Genomic DNA, 19,255 nt, shown 5'->3' with positions numbered 1-19,255 from the left:
TCTCAGACAGAAGCAAAAAGGAGAATCAATGGAAAACGCACAACACCCGATCGGCTCCGGGTTCGGCGCCCGTTCAACGGCCGACGACGTGCTCGCCGGCATCGACCTCACGGGGAAACTGGCAATCGTCACCGGCGGCCATTCCGGCCTTGGGCTGGAGACGACGAAGGCGCTGTCGCGGGCAGGCAGCCATGTGCTGATCGGCGCCCGTCAGCCGGAAGCGGCGGCCGAGGTGCTCTCGGGCATCGCCAATGTCGAGGTCGGCAGGCTTGATCTTTCCGATCTCGAAAGCGTGCAGCAGTTTGCCGAACGCTTCATCGCCTCCGGACGCAAGGCCGATATCGTCATCAACAACGCCGGCATCATGGCCTGCCCGGAAACGCGGGTGGGTCCGGGCTGGGAGGCGCAGTTCGCCACCAATCATCTCGGCCATTTCGCGCTCGTCAATCGCCTCTGGCCGGCGATAGCGAGGGGAGCCCGTGTGGTTGCCGTCTCCTCCGGTGCCCATGGCATCACACCTATCCGCTGGAATGACATCCAGTTCTCCGAGGGGTATGACCGGTGGCAGGCCTATGGACAGTCGAAGACCGCAAACGCGCTCTTTGCAGTGCAGCTCGACAGGCTGGGCAGGGATGCCGGCATACGCGCCTTCTCACTGCATCCCGGCAAAATCCTGACGCCGCTGCAGCGCCATTTGCAGAAGGAGGACATGGTCGCCGCCGGCTGGATCGATGCCGAGGGCAACGCCGCCGACCCGAGTTTCAAGACGCCGGAGCAGGGCGCCGCCACACAGGTCTGGGCCGCGACCTCGCCGCAGCTCGAAGGACTCGGCGGCCTCTACTGCGCAGACTGTGATGTCGCTGTCATCTCGGATGACGGCGCGGAAACCAGCGTGCGCGCCTATGCCGTCGATCCCGACGAGGCGACCCGTCTCTGGGCGCTCTCGGTGGAACTGACCGGTATAGACGCGTTCAGCCGTTAAGCGTGGATGCCGGGCGCCTCGTAGCCGGTGCGCTCGACATATTCCGTGTAGCCGCCGCCATACTGGTGGATGCCATCGGGTGTCAGTTCCAGCACGCGGTTGGAAAGGGCTGCCAGGAAATGGCGGTCGTGCGAGACGAAGAGCATTGTGCCTTCGAAGTCAGAGAGAGCCTTGATGAGCATTTCCTTGGTGTCGAGGTCGAGGTGGTTGGTCGGCTCGTCGAGCACGAGGAAGTTCGGCGGGTCGAACAGCATGTGGGCCATGACGAGGCGGGCCTTCTCGCCGCCCGAGAGAACGCGGCAGCGCTTGTCCACGTCATCGCCCGAAAAGCCGAAGCAGCCGGCGAGCGCGCGCAGCGGCGCCTGGCCGGCAAGCGGGAAGGAATCCTCCAGCCATTCGAGCACCGTGCGCTCGCCGTCGAGCAGGTCCATGGCGTGCTGTGCGAAATAGCCGAGCTTGACGCTGGCGCCAAGCGCCACGCTGCCCGCATCCGGCTCTGCGGTACCGGTTACCAGCTTCAGGAGAGTGGATTTACCGGCGCCATTGACGCCCATGATGCACCAGCGCTCCTTGCGGCGGACCATGAAGTCCAGCCCTTCATAGATGGTGCGGCTGCCGTATTTCTTGTGCACGTTCTTGAGGTTGACGACATCTTCGCCGGACCGCGGCGCCGGCTGGAATTCGAAGGCAACGGTCTGGCGGCGCTTCGGCGGCTCCACGCGCTCGATCTTCTCCAGCTTCTTGACGCGGCTCTGCACCTGCGAGGCGTGGCTGGCACGCGCCTTGAAGCGCTCGATGAACTTGATTTCCTTGGCGAGCATCGCCTGCTGGCGCTCGAACTGCGCCTGCTGCTGCTTCTCGTTCTGCGCCCGCTGCTGCTCGTAGAAGCCGTAGTCGCCGGAATAGCTGTTGAGCGAGCCGGCATCGATCTCGATGATCTTGGTGACGATGCGGTTCATGAACTCGCGGTCATGCGAGGTCATCAGCAGCGCGCCTTCATAGGTCTTCAGGAATTCTTCCAGCCAGATCAGGCTTTCGAGATCCAAATGGTTGCTCGGTTCGTCGAGAAGCATCACATCGGGGCGCATCAGCAGGATGCGGGCGAGCGCCACGCGCATCTTCCAGCCGCCCGAAAGCGCGCCGACATCGCCATCCATCATCTCCTGGCTGAAGCTCAAGCCGTCCAGAACCTCACGGGCCCGGCCTTCGAGCGCATAGCCATCCAGTTCCTCGTAGCGCGCCTGCACCTCGCCATAGCGCTCGATGATCTCGTCCATCTCGTCCATGCGATCAGGGTCGGACATGGCGGCTTCCAGCTCACGCAATTCTGCTGCGACGACGCTGACGGGGCCGGCGCCCTCCATCACCTCGGCAACCGCGCTGCGGCCGGCCATTTCGCCGACATCCTGGTTGAAATAGCCGATGGTGACGTGCTTTTCGACCGAGACCTGGCCTTCATCCGGCAGTTCTTCGCCATTGATCATGCGGAAAAGCGTCGTCTTGCCGGCGCCGTTCGGGCCGACGAGACCGATCTTTTCGCCGCGGTTCAAGGCGGCTGTGGCTTCGATGAAGAGGATGCGGTGGCTGTTCTGCTTGCTGATATTTTCGATACGGATCATGTCTGACGCGAGAGCTAGGGAGAATTTTGGCGCCCTTATGCCACGGGTTTACCGCCGTGTCGCAGGTTTTCCGCGTCATGAAGCTGTGATCTTTGCAGCCTGTGTCCATTCCGCATGACTGGAAATCGAGACGTCCTTCCTTATTATCCCCAAAGGGAGAAGCCTATGACCAACCAGATATCCGCCAAACCGGCAAAACCGGCAGAGCCCAAGCTGCTATCCGGCGGCAATCCGCAGATCGCAAAAGGCGAAGGCGACGGCCCGGTGCAGGCCTATATCGCCGCCATGCCCGGATGGAAAAGCGATGTCGGCCGTCGCCTCGATGCGTTGATCATGCAAACCGTTCCCGATGCTCACAAGGCCGTCAAATGGAACTCGCCGTTCTACGGTATGAAGGGCGACGGCTGGTTCCTCGGCATCCATTGCTACAACAAATATATCAAGGTCGCCTTCTTCCGCGGCGCTGCCTTGCAGCCCGTACCGCCAGAAGAATCCAGGACAGCGGAAACACGCTATTTCCACATCCACGAACAGGATGAGATTGACGAGGCGCAGTTTACATCGTGGGTGAAACAGGCAAGCCTGCTGCCCGGCGAGAAAATGTAAGGAAGAGCGTTTGATGAAAGCCGCGACGACGAAAAAGGAAACTGAGAAGAAGGAAGCCTCTCCCTCCGAGCGCATCGATGCGAAGATCGAGGAGCTCGGCGACTGGCGCGGCGAAACGCTCGCCCGCATCAGGGCCATCATCCGCGAGGCGGATCCGGAGGTGGAGGAAACGTGGAAATGGCGCGGCGTCCCGGTCTGGGAACATGCCGGCATCATTTGCACCGGCGAAACCTACAAGACCGTCGTCAAGCTGACCTTCGCCAAGGGCGCTTCCGTGGAAGATCCGTCCAACCTCTTTAATTCCAGCCTTGAGGGCAATACGCGCCGCGCGATCGATATTCACGAAGGGGAGAAAATTGACGAGGCGGCTCTGACGGCGTTGGTACGGGCGGCGGTGGCGCTGAACAAGGCGAGCAAACCGGCATCGAAAAAAGCGAGCGCCTAGTTCGGCGGGCGAAAGGCGTCTCGGGTCGCAACCGGTCATTGCCGATACCGCTGAGCGTCCTATGTGGAGCCTTGCGAGCTCATTTCGATTGATAAGACGGAGGCTCTCTTGAAGGGTTATCTTCCCTATCTGGTCGGCGGGCTCGCAGGAATGCTGGTCGCCATTCTCCTTTCCAGCCTGTTGACCCTGACGGGAACGCCGCAACTCATCCTCTTCGCACTGTTGCCGGCGGCCGGCGGTGCCGTGGCTGAGCGCGTCGCCCAGCGCCGTTCCGGCAATCCGTGAGGACCGATGGGACGGCTGAAGGAAATCGTCATCGATTGCGATCAACCCTCCCGCGTCGCCCGCTTCTGGGCCGCCGCACTCGATGGTTATGAGATCTTGCCCTATGACGATCAGGAGATCGCCCGCCTTGCAGCGCTCGGCCTGACCCCCGAGACCGACCCGGTGGTGATGATGGAGGGGCCGGGGACACGCCTCTGCTTCCACCTTCGCCGCGGAGAGCGGACCGCCCGCAACCGCGTCCATCTCGATATCGCCTCCGATGACCGCCAAAAAGAGGTCGCGCGCCTGATATCCCTCGGCGCGACCTTCGTGCGTGAGACGGCCGATTACACCGTGCTGAACGATCCCGAAGGCAACAATTTCTGCGTCACGTCCGGATAGTCGATCAGGCTCAATCGAGGAAGCCGCGGATCGTAGCGGCAATCTCGTCCGCATGCGTTTCGAGCGCGAAATGGCCGGTGTCGAAGAATTTGATCACGGCATCAGGAATGTCGCGGGCGAAGGCTTCCGCACCCGGCGGCAGGAAGAAGGGATCGTTCTTGCCCCAGACCGCCAGGAAACGCGGCTTGTGGGTCCGGAAGTAATTCTGGAAGGTCGGGTAGAGCGCGACATTGCTCTTGTAGTCGCCCATCAGATCGAGCTGCACATCTTCCGCGCCCGGCCGCGAGAGATAGAAATTGTCGAGCGAATAACCGTCTGGCGAGACCGCGGTCGGATCGGCAACGCCATGCGTATACTGCCAGATCGTCGTTTCCGGTCCGAGGAATGCTTTGAGCACGGCCCGGTTTTCTGCGCTAGCATCCTGCCAATAGGCCTGCACCGGGTTCCATGCTTCGCTGAGGCCATCGACATAGGCATTGCCATTCTGCGAGATGATGCCCGTGATCCGCTCTGGATGTTTCACCGCCAGGCGAAAGCCGGTCGGCGCGCCGTAATCGAAGAGATAGATTGCGTAGCGATCGAAGCCGACAATCTCGGTGAAGCGGTCGATCGTCTCTGCAATGCTGTCGAAGCTGTTGACAGCGGGATCGCCAGACTGGCCGAAGCCCGGAAGATCAGGGGCGATGATGTGATAGCGATCGGCAAGCAGCGGGATCAGATCGCGGAACATATAGCCGGAGGTCGGGAAGCCGTGCAGCAGCAGGAGCTTCTGCGCGCCTTTGGGGCCGGCCTCGCGATAGGCGATCTTGATGCCGTCGACGGTGGTGTTGCGGTAGCGGATCTTGGTCATGGTCCTGTTTCCTTCTGTTGATGTTCGGAGATAACCGCTCCGGCATAGGTATGGCCGGCGAGAGCCGCTGGCCCTTCCACACGATCCAGCACCTGCGCAAGGGCGTTGATGTCATCGGCATAGGAGGTCAACGGCAGCGGTGCGGCTGTCGCCGCAAAGCCCTCGGCGGCAAGTGCTGATATGACATTGGTCCACCTGGACCCGTCAGCCCAGGCGCCATGGATGGCACCGTATGCGTAGTCTGCCGATCTTTTGACTGCGGTGACATCTGCTTCCTCCTTCTTTCGTTTGGTAACTGTATAAATTGATGTAGAACGGTTACTATCGAGAAAGGTAACTTGTCAACAGCCTTTTGACGGGTTACATGTGAATCGCGTTTTGAAGCGAGATGCCCTACGGCGTTGGCCGGCAGCCGGAATAGGACTTGTAATGGACAACCACTCTCCCGCCCTTTTTCTAGGTGATGCGCTGGCACTGGATTTCCTGAATTCGGTGGCGACGCCTATCGACACGCCTGTTGATTGGATAGAAAACGGGGAGGGGCTGTTGCGCTGGCTGGAGCAGGCAAAGCTGGTTCCGGAAGAGGCGCTTGAAAGCATCCGCGCCCAGGCTTTGCCGGGCGAACTGGACAAAGTTGCCGATCAGGCGAGGAACCTGCGCGAATGGTTCCGGACCTTTGTCCGAGAGCACAAAGGAAAGCCGCTGAAGCCTGATGCCTTGGCTGAGCTGGAACCGTTGAACCGCCTGCTCGAACGTGACGAAGGTTTCGGTCGCGTCGTGGCGCGCCGGACGGACGAAGGCGAGGTTTTCGAGTTTCGGCCGATGCGGAAGTGGCGCTCCCCGGAAGCATTGTTGCTACCGGTCGGCGAGGCGTTTGGCCGCTTCGTCTGCACGGAGGATTTTTCGAATGTGAAGGCCTGTGAAGGCCCGTCCTGCACCCTGCTGTTTGCCGACCACACGCGCGGCCACCGCAGGCGCTGGTGCAGCATGGCGCTCTGCGGCAACCGTGCCAAGCAGGCCGCGCATCGCGACCGGATCAGGCAGGTCTAAGGGCCGCCAGAGCAGGCTGGCTAAGCGTAAGTGACCCATCCCCTGAAGCTGAAGGCGGCGTAGAACAGACTGACATCTGAAAAGCCTGCCGTGCGCAGCATGGCTTCCTCTTCATCGGGGGCGAGGATATGCAGCCTTTCGCGCATCGCCTTGCGTGCATTCTCCTGCCGGGAAGGGTCTGTTCCGTCAGGCGCGCCATAGGCGATATGGCGATCGATCCACATAGATCGCTCCGGCTCGGTTTGCGGGAAGCTCATATGCGCAACAACAAAGGGGGCGCCGGCTTTCAGTCGGCGGCGAATTTGCAAAAGTATTTCGAGCCTCTGCTCTACGGGGATATGATGAAAAGTCAGCAGGCAAACGGCGGCGTCGACAGGGCCCTCAGGCGCGGCATCGATGCCGCCCTGGTGAAAGCCGATCCGGCTGCTATGTTCTCCGGCAACCTCCCGCGCCAATTGCAGCATGTCGGCGGAGGGGTCGACGCCATCAAAAGTCCAGCCCGCACGCGCCTCGGCAAAGGCCTTGAGTTCAAGGCCGCCACCGGCGCCGAGCACGAGCACGCGACCCTTGTCAGGCATCCGCTCCGCCATCAGCATTGCTGCCATCCGGTGCAGGCTTGAAAGGCCGGGCACCTGCCGCGGCGGCCCTTCGAGATAGGATTTGACGGCATCGCCGGTAAAGGCAGATGCCGTCCTGTGAGAGGCGGGAGGATTGGATTGATCGTTAATCTGCATGTAACTTTAGTTATTACATGATATCCGGCCTGTCAATTTGACAGCCTATTTCGCGAACTTGCGCGCCCCGGCCACGCAGAGAATGACGGCGACCGTAACCGCCAGCATGGACCAGCTCACCGTTTCGCGCAGCAGCGTTGCAGCAAGCGCCAGGCCGAAAAAGGGCTGCAGCAGCTGCAGCTGACCGACGGCGGCGATACCGCCCTGTGCAAGGCCGCGATACCAGAAGATGAAGCCGATCAGCATGCTGAAGAGCGAGACATAGGCCAGCCCCAGCATGGCGGGAGCCTGGATATCGGTGAAGTCAGGCGGCCGGTAGGCGATGGCAGCCACCACCATGACCGGCAGGGATACGACGAGTGCCCAGGAGATTACCTGCCAGCCTCCAAGCCGGCGCGACAGTCTCGCACCTTCTGCATAGCCAAGCCCGCAGACGATGACGGCGCTGAGCATCAACGCATCGCCGATGGGCGAGGCAGTCAGCCCCTGCGCGAGCGCAAAGCCAGCGACCAGCGCGCTGCCGAGCAGCGAGAACAGCCAGAAAGCCGGCTTCGGCCGCTCCCCGCCCCTGATGACGCCGAAGATTGCGGTCGCGAGCGGCAGCAGGCCGATGAAGACGATGGAATGCGCCGAGGTCACATGCTGCAGCGCCAGCGCCGTCAGCAAGGGAAAGCCGACGACCACGCCGAGCGCGATAACGACGAGCGAAATCAGGTCTTGACGGGAAGGCCGCTTTTCCCGGAAGGCGATCAGCAGGCAGAGCGCCAGGATGCCGGCAATCGCCGCTCGCGCCACCGTCAGGAAAACCGGATCGAGCTGCATGACGGCCACGCGCGTGGCCGGCAGCGATCCGCTGAAGATCAGCACGCCGATAAAACCATTGATCCATCCGGCCGCTGTGCGATCCATCCGAGACTCCCTCATTGTTCGTCTCACGCTTATCGGCGCTTCTCACTGGCGCTGCCAGCCACAGTTCGGTACAGTTTGGCAAAACTGTAATGATGAAAGAACCAGTACGGATGGACGAGCAGATACAAGGAAGCACGCGGGTGGGAATGGTCATGGCGACGATCCGCCAGCGCATTGCCGGCCGCAGCCTCACGCCCGGAGCCAAGCTGCCTTCGATCCGCAGCCTCTCGGGAACCTTGAAGGTTTCCGCCTCCACCGTGGTCGATGCCTACGAACGGCTGGTGGCCGAGGGCGCGATCCTCTCGCGTCCCGGTTCCGGCTTCTATGTCGCGAGCCAGACGGCACCGCTCTCGCTCGCCGATATCGGCCCGAAGCTCGACCGCGCCGTCGATCCCTTCTGGATCTCTCGGCAATCGCTGGAGGCGCGCGAAAGCGACCTGAAGCCTGGCTGCGGGTGGCTGCCGCCCGCATGGCTTCCGGAAGAGGCGATCCGCCGAACGCTTCGGACCCTGTCGCGCGCCGATACCGCGAGCCTTTCCGATTACGGTGCGCCTCTCGGCCTCAAGCCGCTGCGCCAGCTGATTGCACGCCGCGCGGCGGAGCGTGGTATCGAGGCCTCGCCGGACCAGATCATGCTCACCGAATCCGGCACCCAGGCGATCGATTTCCTCTGCCGCTTCCTCATCGAGCCCGGCGATACCGTGCTGGTCGACGATCCCTGCTATTTCAATTTCCATGCGCTTCTCAGAGCCCACCGCGCCAAGGTCGTCAGCGTTCCCTACACGCCTTCAGGTCCGGATATCGAGCTCTTTGCCGCAGCGCTTGCCGAGCATCGGCCGCGCCTCTACATCACCAATTCCGCAATCCACAACCCGACCGGCGCCACGCTCTCGCCCGTCACGGCGCATCGGTTGCTCAAGCTTGCCGAGCAACACGGCCTTACAATCATCGAGGACGATATTTTCGCCGATTTCGAACTAACGCCGGCACCACGCCTTGCCGCCTTCGACGGGCTCGACCGCGTCATCCATATCGGCAGCTTTTCAAAAACGCTCTCGGCCGCCGCGCGCTGCGGCTTCATCGCGGCGCGGCCGGAATGGATCGAAGGCCTGATCGACCTCAAGATCGCCACCTCCTTCGGCGGCGCCCGGCTGAATGCCGAACTGGTGCTCGGCGTGCTCAGCGACGGCACCTACCGCAAACATGCCGAGGGCCTGCGCAGCCGCCTCTCCAAGGCGATGTTCGAGGTAACCACCCGGCTGAAATCACTTGGCATCCGGCCCTGGCTGGAGCCGCAGGCGGGCATGTTCCTCTGGTGCCGCCTGCCGGATGGCTTCGATGCCGCCGTCGTAGCGCGCGCCGCACTCGCCCAGAATGTCGTGCTGGCACCCGGCAACGCCTTCAGCCTGTCGCAATCGGCCACCGGCTTCATGCGCTTCAACGTCTCCCAGACGCTGGATAACAGGGTCTTCGAGGTGCTTCGGGATGCGCTCAAGCGGGCATCAATGAGTCCGCCTGCCACTCCATAAAGGCTTTGCCGATCACCTTGCCATCCTCTTCCCGCCGCAGCCGGCAGCAGGTTTGCCGCCGGTCGTGTGAAAGCCCCATCAATTCCACCCGCACGGCTTCGCCCGCCCTTATATTGCCGGAAAAGAAGATTTCCCGCCGGGACACCTGCGAAAGCTCCGGAAACCATCGCCCGAAGGCGCGGTCGGCGAGCGCCTGGAATTCGGCGAAGTAGAACAGGCCGGCGCCGTTGAATTCCTGCGATGCATCCGGCTCGAAGCGAAAGCCGCGCAATGCCTTGGCCGGATTGGCAGGCAGGCCGAAATGCGTCTCCAGCGTGCCTGCGCGCAGCAATGCCGCCGTCCTTGCCAGCGCATTATCCTCCACAGCCGTCGTCAGGCCGGGCAGGGGAACGCGGGCGATGGAGTAATTGTCGCCCTCCCGCATGCGGCAGACGAAGGTGGAAATCAGCTCCACCTCACCAATCAGGCCGGCGCGCACGAAAAGCCGGTGGCGGGTGGAAACCTGCGTGCGCGATACCGGCGAAAGCGCCGAACGAATCGTCAGCACATCGTTGGCCCGAACGGCACCGAAGTTTGCGTGCTCCAGCGAGGTCGCGCAGATCGCCGCATAGGTCTCGCCGCCATCGGGCGTGCGGAAATCGGCATTCTCCATGCCGAGATGGCGCGCGAGCATCAGCCAGTGCCGATGCCCGAGTTCCTTCATCGCCCATGTCTCGGAGAGGCCTATGGGCGTCAGGTGAGGCATGCCGATGAGCATGTGCGGCGCAAGCGCCTGCTCCATCAACTCGCGCGCCGAAGGTTCAGGGGGATGAAAATCGAGGATCGCGACATTCATGTTCAAGCGCTGGCCGCCTGCTTCAGGGCTGGTTGGGCAGCGGCTTCCAGGTGGCCGGCGAGATGGTTCACTACATGCTCGGCATCCTTGCCGACGGCGAGGAACCGGCCGGACCCCCAGGTCCAGAGCCAGGGCAGGCCGAGCACATAGACGCCGTCAATGCCGGTCACGCCGCGCCGTTGCATGGGATAGCCGGTGCCGTCGAAGATCGGCAGGCCGACATAGGACCAGTCAGGCGAAAAGCCGGTCGCCCAGATGATCGAGGTCACGCCTTCCGCCTTGAGATCAAGCTCGGTCGGTTCGCTTTCCGGCTCCCAGAGCGGCGCATAGACGCTGGCCGGCGGCGCATCGATGCCCTTTTCCGCAATATGCCGGTCGATCAGCGCATTGATGCCGTTATAGACCCGGTCGGCATTGTCGAGATTGTCCTTGAGGTTCGCCTCGAACAGCATCCGTCCACCGGACACGCCCTCCATGCGCCCGTAGAGCGACATACCCTCCAGCGCGAATTTCCGCAGGTCGATATCGCGCCCGCCATCGCGGCCGGTCAGATAATGGTTGGTGTCGTGCTTCTTCTTGGTCATGCCGTCATGCGCGATGGTGATGTCGTATTGGCCGACATCGGCGAGCCAGTCGACTACATCGCGGCCGCGGTAGAAGCGGGCGCAGCGGGGCGCATTGCCCGTCACCATATGCACCTTGCGGCCGGCCAGATGCAGATCCTCGGCGATCTGGCAGCCGGACTGGCCGGAGCCGACGACGACCACGGCACCGTCAGGCAATTGACCGGGATTGCGGTAATCGGCCGTGTGGATCTGCAGGATATCGTCCGGCACGCGTTCAGCGGCGCGCGGAATAGCCGGCGCGCTGTAGAGGCTGGTGGCGATGATAACGCTGTCGGCGGTCAGCGCCCCAGCCGAAGTCGAGAGCCGGAAGAGGTCGCCTATCTTTTCCAGCGAGGTGACGCTCGTGCCTTCCAGAACCGGCGCATTCACCTTTTTCACGAAGCGGTCGACATAGGCGATGATTTCGTCCTTCACCATGAAACCATGCGGATCATCGCCGTCATAGGGGTGGTCGGGCAGTTGGCACTGCCAGTTCGGCGTGACCAGGCAGAAGGCGTCCCAGCGCTCGTTCTTCCATTTATGCGCCACCGTCTTCTTCTCAAAGACGACATGGTCGATGCCGTGCTTCTGGAGATAGTGGCTGGCCGAAAGCCCGGCCTGACCACCGCCGATGACGACGGCGCTGTAATGCGGCTTGAGGGAAAAGGTCATGGGTCGGGTTCCTTTCAGAGAATGAATGTTTCGCAGCGCACGCGCGCATCGACATCGGCAAGGAAGAGGGAGCCGGCCTCCTCGATACGGGCAAGCTGGCCGCGGGCAAGCGAGCAGGGATAGCCGTATTTCGCCTCCACCCGGTCGCTGGCGATCGTCAGCGCCTTGCGGCTGCGGTCGAGGAAATCGCGGATCGGATATGTCTGGCCCTCCTCGAAGAAATCACGGATGACGAGGGAGGGCGAATAACAGGTCTCCTCGCGGCCATCCGGCCAGGCGATGACGAAGCGCATTTCAGGCATGGGCAGGCTCCTTCAATGTCTCGTAGGCTTGGAGATGGGCCGCAGCCGTGCGCTGCCAGCTATGATGAGCGGCAAGATCAAGCCCGCGCGGGATCAGCCCGGCGCGCACCGGCGGCATGAGCGAGATCGCCATGGCCTCAGCAATCGAGGCGGAATTCTGCGGATCGCACCAGACGACATCATCGTTACAGAGATATTCGGTAAAGGGCGCGATCGAGGAGACCACGACGGGCACGCCGCTCGCCATCGCCTCCAGCACCACGAGGCCGAACCCTTCCTTGACCGAGGCAAAGACCAGCGTATCGGCCAGCCGTAAAAGCGCCGGCATGTCCTCATCGGCCACAGTGCCGAGGATGTGGACGGCGGCCGCATGCTCGCCGAGGGAGGAAAGCACAGCGCGAAATTCGCCCTGATAGCCGCGATGGTCGAGCAGCGAAGCGCCGCCGGCAATGACGAATTGCGCATCCGGCCGGATCGCGCGCACCTGCCGGAAGGCTTCCAGCATGGCGATCGTATTCTTGCGCGCCTCGATTCCGCCGACGGCAAGGAAAACAGGGCCATCGGGCAGGGCTAGTTTGCGGCGCAGTGCGCTAACGTCGATGGCGGGGGAGAAGCGCTTGGTATCGACGCCGTTTCCGACGATGCTGGAGCTGATGCCGCGTGTCTCCTTGAGCGTCTTGCACCACATCGAACTGACGGTGAAGAACAGGTCGGCGCGGTCGATGGATCGGTCCTGCAGCTCCATCAGCCTGATATCGGCGAACTGGTCGATATGATGGACGGTGCGAACGAAGGCGGGAATAAGCCCGCGCTCTTTCAGCGTCGCCAGTGCGTTGCCTGAAATGCCGTCATGGGCGTGGTAGATATCGAAATCGCGGGCGGCCGGGTTCTCGAAGTACCTGACATAATCAGCAATCCGCTGCTCGACCATCACCGTCATCTCCCCCTTCTCCCCAGCGGGGGTCCGAAGGACGGGTTGAGACCCGTGGCTCGACCCCGGTTGGTGGCCCGAAGGGTCGGATGAGGGGGCCGCGCCCGCAAGTTCAGCATCTCGCTTGCCGCTCGATGCGTCGCTTCGCTCCGCCCCCTCATCTGTCCTACGGACATCTTCTCCCCGCTGGGGAGAAGGGGGAGAAACCTGCGCAACCGGCACCAATACTGCGCCGCAGACCGGCTCACGGAAAAATCCCGTCCCCTTCGCATCCGGCGCATGCAGCACCACCTGATGGCCCAGAGCGGCCAGCGCTTCCGAAAGCTGCATGGCATGCACCACGCCGCCGCGCGGGTTGGTGGAGTGGGCGAGCATGGCGATCCGCAGCGGCCGGCTCATGCGGCATTCTCCTGCTGGCCGAGCTGCAGCAGCGGCATCACGGAATAATCGCGGATCACGACACGATCGGTGTCGTCCGATATCGCCACCTCGCTGCCGGCTTCGACATTGCCGATCACGGCCGCGCTGATGTTGCGGGCGGCAAAACGCAGGATCACCTCATCGGCCTTTTCGGGCGCGGTGGAGATCAGGTAGCCGAAGCTTGGGAAGGTCGCGAGCCAGCGTTCGAGTGGGACGCCATGCGGCAGCGGGATTGTCGGGACATCGATATCGATGCCGACGCCGGAACATTCCGCCAGCATGATCGCAGTGCCGATCATCCCGCCCTGGCTGATATCCTTGGCGGCCAGCGCCAATCCAGCTTCGGCAATGTCAGGCAGGAGTTCCAGATCGCCGCGCAGCCGGGCAGGCGGGGCATCGGTTGCCGCTTCCCAATTGTTGAAAGGCTCGCGATAGCGGCCGCGATGGTCGATCGCAGCGATCAGCACATCGCCCGCCTTGGCATCGAAGCTCGTCAGTAGCGTCTTCGCCCTGCCGAGAATGGCGACCGAAAGCTGGCCGCGGTCGGTGCGGATATTCGTATGGCCGCCAACGATCGGCACGCCGAACGTTCTGGCCGCCGCCCGCATGCCTTCGAGGACGGGTGCTGCGCCTGCCTCGCCATTCGCCCAGACGGCATCGACGACCGCAACCGGCCGGCCACCCATGGCGGCGACATCGGAAATATTGACCATCATCCCGCACCAGCCGGCAAACCAGGGGTCGGCGGCGACGAATTCGTTGATGAAGCCCTCGATGGCAAAGAGCAGATAACCGTCGCCATCGGGCAGTGCGGCGCAATCGTCGCCCACCGCCACCGGTTGGCCGGCAAGGCCGAGGCTCGTGGCAACCGTGCCGATATCGGCCTTGGCGGCGATGCCGGAGGAGGCCGTGAGCCTGGCGGCAAGTGCCTCAAGATCGATCCTGTCGCCCATCACGCCGCCTTCCTGGCGAGCGCCACCAGCCCGGTTTCCGGCGTCGGGCAGGGCGGGTACCAGGCAAGATCCGCCTTCATCCTGAGATGCGGCTTGCCATAGACCTCGAACTCCTCGATCACATCCCAATGCAGCCGGCGAAAGAGCAGCCCGTTCTGCACCTGCACATTGGCGAGAAACGTGTGGCAACCCATCGCATTGGCCGAGGATACGGCAAGCCGGATCAGCGTCGCGCCAAGCGCGCCGATCTTGCGGAAATCCGCATGCACGGCGAGCCGCGAACCCCACCAGAGACCCGGCTCTTCCTGATGGATACGCACCGTGCCGACCACCCGGTCGGCGGCAACGCCCATCATCGACAGCGCCACGATCGGGATCGCGTGATCGTCGATCGCATCCCGATCATCACTCTCGAAGATCTTCTGTTCCTCGCAGAAGACGGCGCGGCGCAGCGCATGCGCTTCCTGCCGTTCCCACTCCGAAGTGGAAAACTTCACCTGGAATTCGCTGGCGCGATAGGGCGAGAAGGGCTCCAGCATCATTTGGTCAGCATCCTTTCATAGGAGGAAAGGGCAGAGCAGGCGCCGCATTTGCCGCAGCCGGCCTTGATGTCGACGGCCTTCAACCCGCTTTCGACCAGCATTTTCGAGAGCGGGCCGAGGATCGAATGCATGAAGTCCGGCTTCGGCGCCGGATGGCTTTCGAGCGGCGTTCCGGAAATCGGCACGAAGGGCACGACGAAGGGATAGACGCCGATAGCAACCAGCTTTTCGCAGATATCGAGGATCGCCTCGCGCGTATCGCCGAGACCGGCGAGAATATAGGTGGAGACCTGGCCGCGCCCGAAGACCTCGACGGCCGCCTTGAAGGAGGCCATGTATTTTGAAATCGGCACCTGTGCCTTGCCGGGCATGATGCGCTCGCGCAGCTCCGGTGTGACGACTTCGAGATGCATGCCGAGCGCATCGACGCCGGCTTCCTTCATGATCGAAAACCAGATGTCGTCTTCCGGCGGCTCGCACTGCGCCTGGATCGGCAGATCGACGGCGGCCTTGATGGCGCGGGCGCTGTCGGCAAGGATCGAAGCGCCGCGATCCGGCCCCTTCGGCGTGCCCGTCGTCATCACCATATGCTTGACGCCATCGAGCTCGACGGCGGCCTTGGCGACTTCCGCGAGCTGCTCCGGCGTCTTGTGGGCAACGGTGCGGCCGGCCGCCAGCGATTGGCCGATGGCGCAGAACTGACAGGTCTTGGTGCGGCTTTGATAGCGGATGCAGGTCTGCAGCACCGTGGTCGCCAGCACATCGCGGCCATGCAGCACGGCAATCTGCGAATAGGGGATGCCGTCGGCGGTCGTGCGCTCGTAGAAGCGCGGCCGCAGCGGAAAGGACACTTCGCCGAGCACGCGCCCGTCGCGGCTGATGCGGCTCTTGCCCGCCTCATCGGGCTTTTCCACCAGATAAGGGCTCTCGAAGGCCGGCGCGGTATGAACCGGCACCATCACGGTCATGCCGTCGATGGTCAGCGCCTTGTGGTCGGACGGACCGGCGCCGCCGCGGCGGCTCTCATGCCCGGCCTTGGGATCAACCAGCCTGGCTCCGAAGGACTGCAACTCGTTGATCAGCGTCTCGGTCGGCAGAAACGTCGTATTGTCCATCGGTCTTGGTCCCTGTGTCTGTTTCAAAGGAATGTGCGGAGGCGACCATCGGCTGGGTGGCGCGGCCGTCCATGACGAGATGCAGCAGTTCGGGGCGGGCATAGTGGCCGACCGAATCCATCATGCGCTTGCGCTTGGTGATGAGGCTCATGTCGAGATCGGCGATCAGGATGCCTTCGCCCTCGGTGATCGGCGGCGCCAGGTGCTTGCCCTCCGGCGAGATGATCGCCGTCATGCAGCCGCCGCGCAGCGCCTTCTGCAGTCCCTGGTCGGGCGTGATGGAAGTGATCTGCTCCTCGGTCAGCCATCCCGTGGCATTGACGACGAAGCAACCGCTTTCAAGCGCATGATGGCGGATCGTCACCTCCATCTGCTCGGCGAAGATCGGCCCGACCATCGAGCCCGGAAACTGGGCGATGTGGATTTCCTCGTGCTGGGCCATCAGCGCATAGCGGGCGAGGGGATTGTAATGCTCCCAGCAGGCAAGTGCGCCGAGCCGCCCGACGCTGCTGTCGACGACCTTGAGGCCGGAGGCGTCGCCCTGGCCCCAGATCATCCGCTCATGGTAGGTCGGGGTGATCTTGCGGCGCTTGAGGATCAGCCTGCCATCCGCATCGAAGAGAAGCTGGGTATTGTAGAGCGAGCCGTGATCGCGCTCGTTGACGCCGAGCGCCACCACGATGCCATATTCGCGCGCAGCCGCCGCGACCGCATCGGTGGCGGCGCTCGGAACGGTGACGGCCTCTTCATAGAGGCGCAGATGCTCGCGGCCCGAAAGCACCGGCGGCAGGACGAAGGAGAAATAGGGATACCAGGGAACGAAGGTCTCCGGAAAGACGATGATCTCCGCGCCCTTGGCGGCCGCCTCGCTAATGGTTTCCAGCACGCGCGCCAGCGTCTTCTCGCGCGAGGTCAGGTCCGGCGCGATCTGCGCGGCTGCGGCCCGGACGGTCTTGTTCTTTTCCATGGCGAAATCCTCCTGATGGTGTGGGAGAGGCGGAGGAGGGGAACTCCGCCTCCCGAACGCGCCTGACGACAGCGCTGCCGCCGGGGTCAGAGCGTCCAGGTGTCGAGGATGAAGGCGCCGTCGCGGCGGTGGATCAGGATCATGTCCAGCACATCGAGCGGGCTGATCGGGCGGATGCCGGGGATCAGCGACTGTTCGCCATGGCCATAGAGCGCCTGCAATGCGAAGCGGCAGGCATAGACCTTGCCGCCTTCCTCCATGAAACCCTTGATCTGGTTGTTGAAGTTCAGGTGGCCGGGGAAAGCTTCCGCGCCGAGTTTGGGAAAGCCGCGCTGCACGCCGAGTGTGACGCCGGGACCATAGAGCAGCACGGAGGTTTCGAAGCCCTTGCGCTTCAGGCGCTTGGCCTGCAGCAGGTTCACGAGGCCGATCGATCCTTCGAAGGCGACGGTGTGGAAGGTGATGAGGGCTTTCTCACCCTCCTTGGCCTGAACGTCTTCAAAGACCTTCTCTTCGTAATCGACGAAGAAGTCTCCATCTGCGTGGGCCGGTGCGGTAACTGCGGGCATGAATGGCTCCTGTGTTTGAAGTCAGGCCCCTCTCGCGGGGTACAGCCATTGAATTGCAAGCACCGTGCCAAATTGACTTTGCACAAATAGCAGTCAATTTGCATCTAAAAGCGTTCAATTATCCATTCAATTTTAGACAGAGGTGAATTTGACGCCAATTAGAAGGGCATTTACGTGCAAAAAATGAATGCAACGAAGATCAAAATGAATGCAGTCAAAATGCGATCAATATGGTGATGAAATGCGTGATGCCGATTATATCATGCTTGCGTGCGGCAGTCAGTCGTCTGGCGCATGGAAGGCGTGCGCTGTTTTTGCGTGACAGGCGAAATATGCAACAATATACGGTCAATGTCGACGGGAATCCCTTCTGCGTCGATCACGAATTTCGGATCATGACATGAAAGATTGGCATCCAGACCTTACCCGTTCCTCAAGCCCCCGTTACATGGCCATTGCCGACCTGATCGAAATGGATCTGAGAAGCGGCGTGCTGGCAGTAGGAGACCGGCTGCCGCCCCAGCGCGAGCTCGCCAAGCGCCTGAACATCGATTTCACCACGGTGGCGCGCGGCTACGTGGAGGCGCAGAAGCGCGGTCTGGTGGATTCGCATGTCGGCCGCGGCACCTTCGTCACCGGCGGGCAGGACCGCGAGCGCCGCGGCTTCGCCTCTGATGCCGCGCCCGATCCGCGCCGCGCTTCGGTGGTCGACTTCTCGATGAACCTGCCGCCCGAGCCGGATGATCAGGACCTGATCGCCCGCATGCGTGAGGGCATGTCGGCGGTTGCAACCAATCTCATTCCGCTGCTGCGCTACCAGGGGTTCGGCGGCTCGGGCATGGATAAGGAGGCCGCCGCCGCCTGGCTCAGCCGTCGCGGGCTCGTGCCCTCGCAGGAGCGCATCTTCGTGACACCCGGCGCCCATCCCGCGCTGCTGGCGATCTTCGGCCTGCTGGCGAAGCCCGGCGAAACCGTGCTGTCGGAGAACATCACCTATCCCGGCATGCGCTCGATTGCCGCCCAGCTTCGCCTCAATCTTTCCGGCCTTTCGATGGATGAGGAGGGCACCCTGCCCGATGCCTTTGCCGAGGCCTGCGAGCGCCTGGCCCCGAAGGCACTCTATCTCAATCCGACCCTGCAGAACCCGCTGACGCTGACCATTCCCGAAAAGCGCCGCGAGGAAATTGCCGCCGTTGCCCGCAAATATCATGTGCCTGTCGTCGAGGACGATGCCTATGGCTTCATCCCGCTGCACGGCCCGCCGCCGCTGGCGGCAATTGCGCCTGACCTGACCTGGCATATCGGCGGTCTCGCCAAATGCATCGGCGCCGGCCTGCGCCTTGCCTATGTGGTCGCCCCGGACACCAAGGCGATCTGGCCCTTCGTCAGCGCCATGCGCACCAACAATGTCATGGCCTCGCCGATGAATGTGGCGCTCGCGACGCGCTGGATCGAAGATGGCACGGCGGACACGATCCTGCGCTTCATCCGCGCGGAGGCGGGTGCCCGCCAACAGATGGTGGCGAATATCCTTCCCGAGGGCAGCTACAAGGCCGATCCGATCAGCTTCAACATCTGGCTGCCGCTGACCAATGGCTGGACCCGTTCCACCTTCGGCAGCCACATGCGCTCCTCCGGCATCGGCGTGGTGGCAAGCGACGCCTTCTCGGTGGAGAGTGCGGCCCCCGAAGCCGTGCGCGTCTGCCTCGGCGGGCCGATCAGCCGCGAACGCCTGAAGGGAGCGCTGGACTTCATGGCACATGCACTTGAGGGGCCGCCGGAAATGTCGGCTTCGTTTTTTTAGGCTGCTGACTGATCCATCTTCCGTCATTAATTTAGTCCCCTCCCCAACCCCTCCCCACAAGGGGGAGGGGCTTAAACTGCCGCACTCGCGGTCCATATCTTCAACGTTTCAAGAGGGGCGACGTGGGCGCCCCAGGTTAGTCCCTCCCCC

Annotated in this window: 21 protein-coding genes; 8 read left to right on the top strand and 13 right to left on the bottom strand. The window is 62.7% G+C overall.

What is annotated here, in order from left to right; translation table 11 throughout:
- The first annotated feature begins 28 nt into the window (after positions 1 to 28).
- Positions 29 to 982 (top strand): SDR family NAD(P)-dependent oxidoreductase, encoded by a 954-nt coding sequence (locus JNB85_RS14555; RefSeq protein WP_220334995.1) that lies wholly within the window; start codon positions 29 to 31, stop codon positions 980 to 982.
- Here JNB85_RS14555 and JNB85_RS14550 read toward each other — a convergent pair.
- Positions 979 to 2,601 (bottom strand): ABC-F family ATP-binding cassette domain-containing protein, encoded by a 1,623-nt coding sequence (locus tag JNB85_RS14550; RefSeq protein WP_220334994.1) that lies wholly within the window; start codon positions 2,599 to 2,601, stop codon positions 979 to 981. The genes JNB85_RS14555 and JNB85_RS14550 overlap by 4 nt on opposite strands.
- A 165-nt stretch (positions 2,602 to 2,766) precedes the next feature.
- On the opposite strand from JNB85_RS14550, the gene JNB85_RS14545 reads away from it, so the two are divergent.
- The 4 genes from JNB85_RS14545 (at position 2,767) to JNB85_RS14530 (ending at position 4,318) form a co-directional block, all read left to right on the top strand.
- Entirely contained in the window at positions 2,767 to 3,207 is a 441-nt protein-coding gene (locus JNB85_RS14545; RefSeq protein WP_220334993.1) for a DUF1801 domain-containing protein, read from the top strand.
- A 10-nt stretch (positions 3,208 to 3,217) separates the two neighbouring features.
- Positions 3,218 to 3,652, top strand: coding sequence for a DUF1801 domain-containing protein (locus JNB85_RS14540; RefSeq protein WP_420852271.1), 435 nt, complete (start codon positions 3,218 to 3,220; stop codon positions 3,650 to 3,652).
- A 108-nt stretch (positions 3,653 to 3,760) separates the two neighbouring features.
- Positions 3,761 to 3,937 carry a hypothetical protein gene (locus tag JNB85_RS14535; protein WP_220334991.1) on the top strand — a complete coding sequence of 59 codons (177 nt, stop codon included), beginning with the start codon at positions 3,761 to 3,763 and terminating at the stop codon, positions 3,935 to 3,937.
- A gap of 6 nt (positions 3,938 to 3,943) precedes the next feature.
- Complete coding sequence (locus JNB85_RS14530; protein ID WP_220334990.1) at positions 3,944 to 4,318, top strand: VOC family protein; 375 nt, start codon at positions 3,944 to 3,946, stop codon at positions 4,316 to 4,318.
- A 10-nt stretch (positions 4,319 to 4,328) separates the two neighbouring features.
- Here the strand turns inward: JNB85_RS14530 and JNB85_RS14525 are convergent, their stop codons facing one another.
- Positions 4,329 to 5,168 (bottom strand): alpha/beta fold hydrolase, encoded by an 840-nt coding sequence (locus JNB85_RS14525; protein ID WP_220334989.1) that lies wholly within the window; start codon positions 5,166 to 5,168, stop codon positions 4,329 to 4,331.
- A 429-nt stretch (positions 5,169 to 5,597) separates the two neighbouring features.
- Here JNB85_RS14525 and JNB85_RS14520 point away from each other — a divergent pair, with 429 nt between their 5' ends.
- On the top strand, positions 5,598 to 6,218 hold the full coding sequence (locus JNB85_RS14520; protein ID WP_220334988.1) for a CGNR zinc finger domain-containing protein: 621 nt from the start codon (positions 5,598 to 5,600) through the stop codon (positions 6,216 to 6,218).
- 20 nt (positions 6,219 to 6,238) lie between these two features.
- Here JNB85_RS14520 and JNB85_RS14515 read toward each other — a convergent pair whose 3' ends face one another.
- Positions 6,239 to 6,952 carry a class I SAM-dependent methyltransferase gene (locus JNB85_RS14515; RefSeq protein ID WP_220334987.1) on the bottom strand — a complete coding sequence of 238 codons (714 nt, stop codon included), beginning with the start codon at positions 6,950 to 6,952 and terminating at the stop codon, positions 6,239 to 6,241.
- A 45-nt stretch (positions 6,953 to 6,997) separates the two neighbouring features.
- Positions 6,998 to 7,861 (bottom strand): DMT family transporter, encoded by an 864-nt coding sequence (locus JNB85_RS14510; RefSeq protein ID WP_220334986.1) that lies wholly within the window; start codon positions 7,859 to 7,861, stop codon positions 6,998 to 7,000.
- Positions 7,862 to 7,950: 89 nt separating this feature from the next.
- Here JNB85_RS14510 and JNB85_RS14505 point away from each other — a divergent pair, with 89 nt between their 5' ends.
- A complete protein-coding gene (locus JNB85_RS14505; protein WP_220334985.1) occupies positions 7,951 to 9,390 on the top strand; it encodes an aminotransferase-like domain-containing protein in 1,440 nt (479 codons plus the stop codon).
- On the opposite strand, the gene JNB85_RS14500 is transcribed toward JNB85_RS14505, so the two are convergent.
- The 9 genes from JNB85_RS14500 to JNB85_RS14460 form a co-directional block, all read right to left on the bottom strand.
- A complete protein-coding gene (locus tag JNB85_RS14500; RefSeq protein ID WP_220335487.1) occupies positions 9,353 to 10,225 on the bottom strand; it encodes a Pnap_2097 family protein in 873 nt (290 codons plus the stop codon). The two genes, JNB85_RS14505 and JNB85_RS14500, sit on opposite strands and share 38 nt — an antisense overlap.
- A 2-nt stretch (positions 10,226 to 10,227) precedes the next feature.
- Positions 10,228 to 11,502, bottom strand: coding sequence for an MSMEG_0569 family flavin-dependent oxidoreductase (locus JNB85_RS14495; RefSeq protein WP_220334984.1), 1,275 nt, complete (start codon positions 11,500 to 11,502; stop codon positions 10,228 to 10,230).
- A 14-nt stretch (positions 11,503 to 11,516) separates the two neighbouring features.
- On the bottom strand, positions 11,517 to 11,804 hold the full coding sequence (locus JNB85_RS14490; protein ID WP_183735738.1) for an MSMEG_0570 family nitrogen starvation response protein: 288 nt from the start codon (positions 11,802 to 11,804) through the stop codon (positions 11,517 to 11,519).
- A complete protein-coding gene (locus JNB85_RS14485; protein ID WP_220334983.1) occupies positions 11,797 to 13,134 on the bottom strand; it encodes an MSMEG_0565 family glycosyltransferase in 1,338 nt (445 codons plus the stop codon). Before JNB85_RS14485 ends, JNB85_RS14490 begins: the two co-directional genes overlap by 8 nt.
- A complete protein-coding gene (locus tag JNB85_RS14480) occupies positions 13,131 to 14,108 on the bottom strand; it encodes a sll0787 family AIR synthase-like protein (RefSeq protein WP_220334982.1) in 978 nt (325 codons plus the stop codon). Before JNB85_RS14480 ends, JNB85_RS14485 begins: the two co-directional genes overlap by 4 nt.
- Positions 14,108 to 14,650: an MSMEG_0567/Sll0786 family nitrogen starvation N-acetyltransferase gene (locus JNB85_RS14475; protein WP_220334981.1), complete on the bottom strand. Its 543-nt coding sequence runs from the start codon at positions 14,648 to 14,650 to the stop codon at positions 14,108 to 14,110. Before JNB85_RS14475 ends, JNB85_RS14480 begins: the two co-directional genes overlap by 1 nt.
- Positions 14,647 to 15,765 carry an MSMEG_0568 family radical SAM protein gene (locus JNB85_RS14470; protein ID WP_220334980.1) on the bottom strand — a complete coding sequence of 373 codons (1,119 nt, stop codon included), beginning with the start codon at positions 15,763 to 15,765 and terminating at the stop codon, positions 14,647 to 14,649. The genes JNB85_RS14475 and JNB85_RS14470 overlap by 4 nt, the downstream gene beginning before the upstream one ends.
- Positions 15,692 to 16,732, bottom strand: coding sequence for a Nit6803 family nitrilase (locus JNB85_RS14465; protein WP_220334979.1), 1,041 nt, complete (start codon positions 16,730 to 16,732; stop codon positions 15,692 to 15,694). The genes JNB85_RS14470 and JNB85_RS14465 overlap by 74 nt, the downstream gene beginning before the upstream one ends.
- A gap of 86 nt (positions 16,733 to 16,818) precedes the next feature.
- Positions 16,819 to 17,301: an MSMEG_0572/Sll0783 family nitrogen starvation response protein gene (locus JNB85_RS14460; protein ID WP_113427328.1), complete on the bottom strand. Its 483-nt coding sequence runs from the start codon at positions 17,299 to 17,301 to the stop codon at positions 16,819 to 16,821.
- Positions 17,302 to 17,701: 400 nt separating this feature from the next.
- On the opposite strand from JNB85_RS14460, the gene JNB85_RS14455 reads away from it, so the two are divergent.
- A complete protein-coding gene (locus tag JNB85_RS14455) occupies positions 17,702 to 19,105 on the top strand; it encodes an aminotransferase-like domain-containing protein (protein WP_220334978.1) in 1,404 nt (467 codons plus the stop codon).
- Positions 19,106 to 19,255: the final 150 nt, after the last annotated feature.

The sequence above is a fragment of the Rhizobium mesosinicum genome, assembly GCF_019511345.1.
In the GTDB taxonomy this organism is placed as follows: Bacteria; Pseudomonadota; Alphaproteobacteria; order Rhizobiales; family Rhizobiaceae; genus Rhizobium; species Rhizobium mesosinicum.
This window is presented reverse-complemented; position numbering and strand designations above follow the sequence as displayed.

Coding starts and splice junctions, on each gene's coding strand:
- JNB85_RS14505 (WP_220334985.1), top strand. CDS start 7,951: ATGATGAAAGAACCAGTACGGATGGACGAGCAGATACAAGGAAGCACG.
- JNB85_RS14525 (WP_220334989.1), bottom strand. CDS start 5,168: ATGACCAAGATCCGCTACCGCAACACCACCGTCGACGGCATCAAGATC.
- JNB85_RS14495 (WP_220334984.1), bottom strand. CDS start 11,502: ATGACCTTTTCCCTCAAGCCGCATTACAGCGCCGTCGTCATCGGCGGT.
- JNB85_RS14545 (WP_220334993.1), top strand. CDS start 2,767: ATGACCAACCAGATATCCGCCAAACCGGCAAAACCGGCAGAGCCCAAG.
- JNB85_RS14490 (WP_183735738.1), bottom strand. CDS start 11,804: ATGCCTGAAATGCGCTTCGTCATCGCCTGGCCGGATGGCCGCGAGGAG.
- JNB85_RS14455 (WP_220334978.1), top strand. CDS start 17,702: ATGAAAGATTGGCATCCAGACCTTACCCGTTCCTCAAGCCCCCGTTAC.
- JNB85_RS14460 (WP_113427328.1), bottom strand. CDS start 17,301: ATGCCCGCAGTTACCGCACCGGCCCACGCAGATGGAGACTTCTTCGTC.
- JNB85_RS14520 (WP_220334988.1), top strand. CDS start 5,598: ATGGACAACCACTCTCCCGCCCTTTTTCTAGGTGATGCGCTGGCACTG.
- JNB85_RS14480 (WP_220334982.1), bottom strand. CDS start 14,108: ATGGGCGACAGGATCGATCTTGAGGCACTTGCCGCCAGGCTCACGGCC.
- JNB85_RS14530 (WP_220334990.1), top strand. CDS start 3,944: ATGGGACGGCTGAAGGAAATCGTCATCGATTGCGATCAACCCTCCCGC.
- JNB85_RS14555 (WP_220334995.1), top strand. CDS start 29: ATGGAAAACGCACAACACCCGATCGGCTCCGGGTTCGGCGCCCGTTCA.
- JNB85_RS14510 (WP_220334986.1), bottom strand. CDS start 7,861: ATGGATCGCACAGCGGCCGGATGGATCAATGGTTTTATCGGCGTGCTG.
- JNB85_RS14550 (WP_220334994.1), bottom strand. CDS start 2,601: ATGATCCGTATCGAAAATATCAGCAAGCAGAACAGCCACCGCATCCTC.
- JNB85_RS14515 (WP_220334987.1), bottom strand. CDS start 6,952: ATGCAGATTAACGATCAATCCAATCCTCCCGCCTCTCACAGGACGGCA.
- JNB85_RS14470 (WP_220334980.1), bottom strand. CDS start 15,765: ATGGACAATACGACGTTTCTGCCGACCGAGACGCTGATCAACGAGTTG.
- JNB85_RS14500 (WP_220335487.1), bottom strand. CDS start 10,225: ATGAATGTCGCGATCCTCGATTTTCATCCCCCTGAACCTTCGGCGCGC.
- JNB85_RS14465 (WP_220334979.1), bottom strand. CDS start 16,732: ATGGAAAAGAACAAGACCGTCCGGGCCGCAGCCGCGCAGATCGCGCCG.
- JNB85_RS14475 (WP_220334981.1), bottom strand. CDS start 14,650: ATGATGCTGGAGCCCTTCTCGCCCTATCGCGCCAGCGAATTCCAGGTG.
- JNB85_RS14485 (WP_220334983.1), bottom strand. CDS start 13,134: ATGAGCCGGCCGCTGCGGATCGCCATGCTCGCCCACTCCACCAACCCG.